9 protein-coding genes and 1 rRNA gene are annotated in these 7,551 nt (G+C 52.4%); 6 read left to right on the forward strand and 4 right to left on the reverse strand.

Going from position 1 to position 7,551, the window contains the following annotated elements; all coding sequences use genetic code 11:
• Positions 1–152 precede the first annotated feature (152 nt).
• Both QC823_RS12275 and QC823_RS12280 read left to right on the forward strand, forming a co-directional pair.
• Positions 153–1,019 carry a TatD family hydrolase gene (locus tag QC823_RS12275; RefSeq protein WP_309656638.1) on the forward strand — a complete coding sequence of 289 codons (867 nt, stop codon included), beginning with the start codon at positions 153–155 and terminating at the stop codon, positions 1,017–1,019.
• The gene (locus tag QC823_RS12280) at positions 1,016–1,498 is read left to right on the forward strand and encodes a hypothetical protein (RefSeq protein WP_309656639.1); all 483 of its coding nucleotides are present in this window, start codon (positions 1,016–1,018) and stop codon (positions 1,496–1,498) included. The genes QC823_RS12275 and QC823_RS12280 overlap by 4 nt, the downstream gene beginning before the upstream one ends.
• Here the strand turns inward: QC823_RS12280 and QC823_RS12285 are convergent.
• A complete protein-coding gene (locus QC823_RS12285) occupies positions 1,471–2,067 on the reverse strand; it encodes an elongation factor P hydroxylase (protein ID WP_309656640.1) in 597 nt (198 codons plus the stop codon). The genes QC823_RS12280 and QC823_RS12285 overlap by 28 nt on opposite strands.
• 192 nt (positions 2,068–2,259) lie before the next feature.
• On the opposite strand from QC823_RS12285, the gene QC823_RS12290 reads away from it, so the two are divergent.
• The 3 genes from QC823_RS12290 to QC823_RS12300 all read left to right on the forward strand — a co-directional run bounded on the left by QC823_RS12290 (position 2,260) and on the right by QC823_RS12300 (position 5,529).
• Positions 2,260–3,672 carry an MATE family efflux transporter gene (locus QC823_RS12290; RefSeq protein ID WP_309656641.1) on the forward strand — a complete coding sequence of 471 codons (1,413 nt, stop codon included), beginning with the start codon at positions 2,260–2,262 and terminating at the stop codon, positions 3,670–3,672.
• A gap of 7 nt (positions 3,673–3,679) precedes the next feature.
• Positions 3,680–4,708, forward strand: a complete 1,029-nt coding sequence (locus QC823_RS12295) for a DUF3080 family protein (RefSeq protein ID WP_309656642.1) — start codon at positions 3,680–3,682, stop codon at positions 4,706–4,708.
• A gap of 122 nt (positions 4,709–4,830) precedes the next feature.
• The gene (locus tag QC823_RS12300) at positions 4,831–5,529 is read left to right on the forward strand and encodes a hypothetical protein (protein WP_309656643.1); all 699 of its coding nucleotides are present in this window, start codon (positions 4,831–4,833) and stop codon (positions 5,527–5,529) included.
• 62 nt (positions 5,530–5,591) lie between these two features.
• On the opposite strand, the gene tusA is transcribed toward QC823_RS12300, so the two are convergent.
• A complete protein-coding gene (tusA, locus tag QC823_RS12305) occupies positions 5,592–5,843 on the reverse strand; it encodes a sulfurtransferase TusA (protein ID WP_309656644.1) in 252 nt (83 codons plus the stop codon).
• A 29-nt stretch (positions 5,844–5,872) separates the two neighbouring features.
• Here tusA and QC823_RS12310 point away from each other — a divergent pair, with 29 nt between their 5' ends.
• The gene (locus tag QC823_RS12310) at positions 5,873–6,160 is read left to right on the forward strand and encodes an antibiotic biosynthesis monooxygenase family protein (RefSeq protein WP_309656645.1); all 288 of its coding nucleotides are present in this window, start codon (positions 5,873–5,875) and stop codon (positions 6,158–6,160) included.
• A gap of 89 nt (positions 6,161–6,249) precedes the next feature.
• Here the strand turns inward: QC823_RS12310 and rlmM are convergent, their stop codons facing one another.
• Together rlmM and rrf are read right to left on the reverse strand one after the other, a co-directional pair.
• Positions 6,250–7,320 (reverse strand): 23S rRNA (cytidine(2498)-2'-O)-methyltransferase RlmM, encoded by a 1,071-nt coding sequence (gene rlmM / locus QC823_RS12315; protein WP_309656646.1) that lies wholly within the window; start codon positions 7,318–7,320, stop codon positions 6,250–6,252.
• Positions 7,321–7,466: 146 nt separating this feature from the next.
• Positions 7,467–7,551: ribosomal RNA gene (rrf, locus tag QC823_RS16250) — 5S ribosomal RNA — on the reverse strand; the annotation flags it as partial.

Consider the following 7,551-nt stretch of genomic DNA (forward strand, 5'->3'; position numbering starts at 1 on the left):
TCCTCAGATTTAAGGCGCATAGTGTAACGCATGCAAGCGCGTAGGTGTTTGCTCTCTTGTCACCGTTATTATCGTCGCTGGGCATTAAGCGCGTTAAACTGTTCGTTAAACTATTCGCTAAACTTTCTACCGCCGAACGTGAGGAGCTTTGCGTGGCACACCCTGCCTTTGACGATTTTCTTCCAGAAGCGCTTCAACTTCATGCGCCTGAACCACTAGTGGATATTGGCGCCAACCTTACGCATGAAAGCTTTCAGCGTGATCTTCCTGCGGTCGTTGAGCGCGCGCGCGCCGCTAACGTGACTACGCTGATTTTGACCGGCACAGACCTTGAACACGCCAAACAAGCCGCCGCGATTACCGAGCAGTACTCTAGTTTTTTTGCCACGGCGGGCGTTCATCCCCACGATGCAAGCCGGTGGACGCCAGCACTCGGTCGTGAAATGGCCGCGCTTTACGCTCACCCTAAGATGGTGGCCGTTGGTGAGTGTGGCCTCGACTTCAACCGCAACTTTTCCACGCCAGCGGAACAAGAGAACGCCTTTGAAGCGCAGCTCGCCCTCGCTGCTGAAAACGGATTGCCGCTTTTTCTCCACGAACGTGATGCTGGCCCGCGTATGCGCGAGATGCTTAAAAGTTGGCGTGATGATCTAGCGGATGCGGTGATTCACTGCTTCACCGCTGACAAAGAGACGCTTTACGGCTACCTCGACTTAGACTTACATATTGGTCTAACGGGCTGGATTTGCGATGAAAGGCGTGGGCACCATTTACGTCCATTGGTGAGCGATATCCCGCTGAACCGATTGATGATTGAGACCGATTGCCCTTATTTACTGCCGCGCAACCTCCCCGCGAAGCTCAAAGGTCGCCGCCATGAACCGGCGCTTTTACCATGGATTGCCCGCGAGATCGCTTATTGGCACGGCGTTAGCGAAGCAGAATTTGGCCAGGCGACGACGCAAACAGCACACACTTTTTTCCGCCTACCGGCACAGCAACGATTGGAGTCAGCATGAGCGAGATACCCGGCTTTATTGCCATCGAGACAGGCGACGAAGAAGGCTTACCAGTGGCGATTGCGTGGTCATTGTCAGATGGGCGCATTAAACATACGCTGATTCAACCCGATGACAGCTGGTTTGACGATAGTGCCAGCGCGACTCGCGAGTACAGCAGCGAAGAATTAGAAAGCCTTGCTGTTAGCCCTCTTGACGTAATTCGTGAGCTGGAAAACGACCATTTCAGCGCTACGCTTTACACCAACGATAGCGGTGAAGACGAGCTCGCACTCACCCGTATATTCGATACCTACGGGATGGACCCTTTTATCGAACTCGCCCCTGCCGAAACGCTGTATGACGACCTGAGTGCCAGCGAATGGCAGCGCCAACGTAGCGATACCTTTAGCGAGTTAGGCCTAGAGCCTATGCGCCCAGAACACGAAGTGGAAGTCATGCTCAATATGCATCAACGCCTTACTAGCGACGAGGCATGATCCAGTACATCGCAACCCGCTTCGCAGGCTTGCGTCAACGTCATGCCCTCTTGGTAGTAACACTTTAGCGCGGTATAAAAGGCTTTGGCGCGACGCGGCAAGCCTTCTTCCTGGTAGCGTTTCGCTCGCCGGGCGACGCGATTGGCAAACACATCACGGTCCACGCCTGTTTCATCGTCTGAATTATTCAGATCAAGGTTATCCACGCTAACGTGAAAGGTCCGCCCACTGGCTTCAGCAAACAGCGACTCTAACGCTTGCGGTGCCACTTCGGCATTTTCAAAAGCTTGCTGCTGCTCGACGTTGCGACCCTCTGGGAGGTACCAGTAGCCATAATCCTCCCATTGACGACGTTTTGCGCCAGCGATGCACCAGTGGCTGATTTCGTGCAGAGCGCTGGCGTAAAACCCACGCGCAAATATCACTTGGTGATACGGCGTTGAGGCATCAGCGGGGGTATAAAGCGGCTCATCACCACCGCGGATCAGACGAGTTTGGTAACGCTGGGCAAAAAGCCCTTCAAAGAGCGCGATGATGTCGTCAAGGGTCCAGTGCGACTCACCTTCCATGTAATCCTCCTCTCTCGAATCGCAAATGCTGCCCAAAGCGCGGGGTATAACCAACGCGCTTAAACAAGGTGACAGTATACGCGCAAGCCGAGATAAGGATAAATCATGCACTTGGAGGTTAACGCGAGCAGCAGCAACTCCTGCTACCATAGTCGCATTATCCAGAGAATGTGACTTTTTAGGAGCACCGCATTGGGTAGTGCCACCAAAAAATTCACCGCACTGTATTGGCATGAAACACGCTCGCTTGTCCGCTTAGCACTCCCTATTTGTGGTGCGCAATTAGCCCAGGCGGGCATGAGCGTCGTCGATGTCATGATGACCGGGCGCCAAAGTCCCACCGCACTCGCCGCTGTGTCAGTGGGGTCAAGTCTATGGATGCCGCTGATGCTGTTTATAACCGGCACGCTAATGGGGCTAACGCCGATTGTGGCACATCTCCTCGGCGGACAGCGCCATGGTGCCATTCAACCGGCGGTGCATCAGGCGCTTTGGGTAGCCCTGCTGCTCGGCGTTGTGTCAGCGGGTTTGTTGTGGCTGGTCGTCATGCCGATTTTTACCGCCATGGACGTACCGGCGGAAGTCGCACACACCTCTGCAACCTATCTCGCTGCGGTGGCATTTGGCATGCCGGGTATCGCGCTTTTTCAGGCACTGCGCGCGTTTTCGGATGGCATGAATCATACTCGCCCCGCGCTATGGATCAGCCTGATTGGCTTAGGCGTTAATATTCCGGCTAATTATCTGCTGATTTACGGCGGCGACGGACTGGTCGATCTATTCGGCATTGAGCTACCACAAAGCGTGCAACAACTTCCTGCGCTGGGTGCACTAGGCTGCGGCATTGCCACCGCGATTTCCATGTGGACGATGGCCTTCGCCATGATGCTTTACACGCGGCGAAGGCACGTTTATGGCGCGGTTTCACTTTGGGAGCGGCTAACGCCGCCACAGTGGAGCGGTATCTGCGAGCTCGTTGTGGTCGGCGTTCCGATTGGGGTGGCGATTTTTGTCGAGGTGACGTTGTTTACGTTGATCGCGCTCTTTATTGCCAGCTTCGGTGAAATTACCGTGTCTGCTCACCAGGTTGCCCTGAGCTACACCACGATTTTATTTATGCTACCGATGTCATTAAGCATGGCGTTGACTGTGCGCGTGGGCAATACGCTTGGCCAGCAACGCCGGCAACACGCACACCTAGTCGCCTGGAATGGCATCGCGGTGAGCCTTGTAACCGCCCTGATCAATAGCGCGCTGCTATGGTTGACCGGTGAGTTCGTCATTTCACTTTATACCACTGACCCTGACGTACAGGCGCTTGCGGCATCATTGCTGACGCTGGCTGTGTTCTATCAAGTGTCTGACTCGCTACAAGCTAACCTTGCCGGGGCTCTGCGAGGTTATAAAGACACGCGTATTGTCATGGTGATTACCGTGCTTTCCTATTGGTTAGTGGGGCTCGGCGGTGGGTATTGGCTCGGCACTCAGGGGGCCTTTTCTGGCGCACTAGGAGTTCATGGCTATTGGATTGGACTCATTGCCGGCTTAAGCACTGCTGCCCTATTATTAGGCTGGCGATTACACAGTATTAGCCGTCAGAGGTAGCCCTACTATGCACCGGACCTTACATCCTCGCCTACTATACGTGATGGGAAGTTTATTGCTTTTGAGCTTAACGGGTTGTGATCAAGGCGGGGAAGCCGAGGGCGTCTGGCAAGCTTACCACCAGCAACTTAGCGCTGCGCTGGATAAAAACGATATTGATCGCTCACCACCGCCTAATATCGGTGCGTTTCCTAAACGGCAATCGGTGCTTTTCGATATTAGCGAAACCCGCGAAAGCCTGCTCAATGTCTATGCGCTCCGTGAATGCAACATTACCTCGCTGGTTGCCGCTCGCAATAACCAACTCGGACGCGTTGCGCCTCCTAGCCAGCAGTGGCTTTATGAACGCGAGTTGTGGCAGCGCCTCAGCCATTGCTGGAATACCGACACCCCCGACGAACTCAGCGACGAAAACCGTAAACGCTTGCGCGATATTACGTTAAACAAAACTACGCAACTTCCTTATGTCAGCTGGAACGCGATTTTTGACTCAAGTGAGTGGGAGAAGAACTTTTCACGCGCAAGCCAACCACTTTCCGCCAGCGAGCTAAGCCCATCATCAGAAACAAATGACATAGAGGCAGGTCTTAACGCGCTTCTTTATTTACGCAACATGACCCTCCACCAGTTTGATCGCCAGTGGCAACAAGACTCCAGCCAGCTTGAAAACCATCTCAAAACACTACAAGAGCGCCCCTTAACCGCTGAACTACTTCGCTCATTAATGCTAGCGACACAGCGATTAGACGAAGCGACCTCGTTTTTGCAATCCGCTGAACAACGACCCTGCCTACCTGCTTGGGAGCACTCTTACCCAGATAAACTCAAACAGAATGCTTACGCCTGGCTTAGCGGGATCGCGACTTTGCTTGACAGCCACCCCGTAACACCACCTGCCCAGTGGCAGCGTTATTATCATGATTGGCTATCACTAGAAGCGGCACATGCCCCCTGGCAAAACTTCCAACATGCGTTAACCACCCATACGACGATACGCCAGCAATTTCCTGCATGCCGACAAACCGCATCGGATTAGTAAAGGAAAATTGCATCTTGGCCTTAACCTTCGCTTCAAGCTGTGCTATTGGTGAGCTATGCGGAAAGCTTGCTAAACCTGCTTTACCATTGTCGAGACCACGCAGCACCAGGAGGGACATCATGGGCGCCTCACTGTCACCCCGTTCTGCCCAGGTCATCGACCTGGAAACCGTTCGTCAGCGCCAACAGGCGCAGAAGTGTTTAACCCGCTTAGCCCCAGAACTCGATGGGCTAGAGATGGTGTATCAGCTCGATACCGATCCAGAGAATTATTATGGCATGCCTGTATTGGCTTGGGGACTGCGCGAAGATGGGCAAGTCGTAGGACTTATTCCCTGGATGGAGACACTGACGCCATGTCACCTCCTTGATAGCCATGAAAACGGTTGCTTTGTTGGCTATCGTGACCCCGAAACCGAAGAAATTTTTACTGAACCGCCTGAGCATAAATGGCATGAATTAACCAGTGCCGCGGATTACTTTGATTATGAAGTCTCGCAAGAGATAACACTGATTCAACAAATTCCGGATATGCTCGGAACGCACGCCCTTTGCATGGATAGCACCAAGACTCCGTGGCAAATGAAGCCGGTTTATGGCTGGAACCTCTACAGCGATGGCAACGTTGATGCACTGCTTGCCGACGAGGATAAAGCGACAATGACGCCCATTCTGTTAGGCGATAACTGTCTTTACAGTGCCCGTTCACGTCATCCTAAGCTTTATTTCTTTCAACGCCATATCGCGAATCGCATTCTTGAAGAAGACCCCGCAACGCTTGAAGCTTTAGCACTCATTGCCATTCCTTCTGCGCCGTAAGCGATGGCAGCCCACAAGTAAACGCTTTGTAGGCTGCCGGTCAAAAAATGCGGTTAAAAAAATCAGGCGAGACGAATAAAATAACGGTACGTTTCACCTAATGTTTCTTGGGCAATAAGCTCGTGCTCTAAAAATTGACAAAATTTAGGCACATCTCGCGTAGTAGCAGGGTCAGTCGCGACGACTTGCAATACTTGCCCTGACGTCATATCACGCACCTTATTGTGCATCATCATGATAGGTTCAGGACAATAGAGGCCACTGGTATCCAATAGTGCGTCGTAATCAGGTAAAGTTTCCATATTCTCAGCCATTTAGATCCTCGGTTTAGGAAGCAAAAGGTATGATCAAAATTATCATTGAACGGCGAATTATGCCTGGCCTAGAAGAAGAGTATGAGCAAGCGGCACGCGAAGCAATGCGCGTTTCGTTAGGTGCTCGCGGCTTTGTTGGGGGCGAAACCTTAGTAGAGATGGGACATTCAGACAGGCGCCTTATGATCACTAAATGGCGCGACTTGCGTGCGTGGAAAGAGTGGCATACCAGCGAAGAACGCGCTGCTGCTATGCAGCGTATTTTGCCACTTCTCACAGAAGAAGAAACCATTCGTGTTTACGAGGGCAGCTATTAATAACTAATCCGCATGGAGAAAAGCTATTCGTAGTTGCCCAATAATTAGCTGCCCAGCATTTAGATATCCGGTATTTGGCTATCCAGTACTTAGTTGCCCAATCGGACATGTACCGTCACCTCTTCGCGATCATGGTAGAGGTGACGACACCGCATCTGGCTTTTTACCCCCGCTTGATGCAATGACGACTCAAGATGAGAAAGACACTTACCGACTTCTTCCCAGCGCTTTTTCATGGGTAACTTCAAGTTAAAAACAGCCTCCTTGCACCACCGTCGAACTAGCCAGCGCTCGACCATCGCCAGCACACGCATAGGCTTGTCGACGATATCACACACCAACCAATCCAAACGTTGCGGCGGCTCCCACGTAAAACCGTCTTCTTTTAAGTGTTCCACTTGTCCACTTGCCATCAGCTCAGTATTCATGGGCCCATTGTCGATGGCATACACGTACATGCCTTTTTGCACGAGTTGCCACGTCCACCCTCCGGGAGCGGCCCCTAAATCGGCTGCTGTCATGTGAGGTGATAGCCTCTGATCCCACTCTTGCTTAGGAATAAACTCATGCCAAGCTTCTTCTAACTTAAGTGTTGAGCGACTTGGGGCACGCGAAGGTGATCGTAGACGACGAATGCCATTAATCAGCTCACTTCTGTTACCTGGAAAACTGATCCCCAGCTGTACCCTATCGCCCGCTGTCCAGAATATATGTAGCTGCCGCGCACCGGCTTTCCGCCTTAACGCCCCCCGTTTTTTCAACATGCTTTCCAACGGCTTGGTCAGCGCCTTGATCAACCCGGCCAGCGCTTTGCCATCGTTGGTATCCGGCGTTTCGTGCCAGATTTCTTCAAAGCTCCAGTGGCTGGCTTTTACCTGTTCCAAGATCGGCGTTAAACGATCATCACGGGATAGCGTCAGCGCCGGTAGAGCCGCCAAGCTCTGCCGCGCAAAAATCAACTTATTAAACGCGGCCTGGCGATGCAGGTCGTTGATCGGCTCACCATCAGCACGGTTTAAACTTACCCACCCCTCACCATGAGACGCTACACAGCTGACCTTATTTAAAGCAGCGTGATGCTGTAGTTCAGCCAGTGCATCATGCTCGAACCCAGGACGGCAATAGACTAACCATGACGCAGGTACCGTTTCACTCACCACTTCACCTCAAATTTACCTATCACAAACGGTATCAGCCGCTGGTTGATTTCATCGAAGCGCATCATAGCACTTATAAGGCTCGATTTATTTTGTTCGCTCCATAACAAAAAACCCAGCCGGGTGGCTGGGTTTTCTGCGGTATAAGTGCCTGACGATGACCTACTCTCGCATGGGGAGGCCCCACACTACCATCGGCGCTGAGCGGTTTCACTGCTGAGTTCGGCAAGGGAT

This window comes from Vreelandella vilamensis (assembly GCF_031451755.1).
Taxonomy (GTDB): Bacteria; Pseudomonadota; Gammaproteobacteria; order Pseudomonadales; family Halomonadaceae; genus Vreelandella; species Vreelandella vilamensis.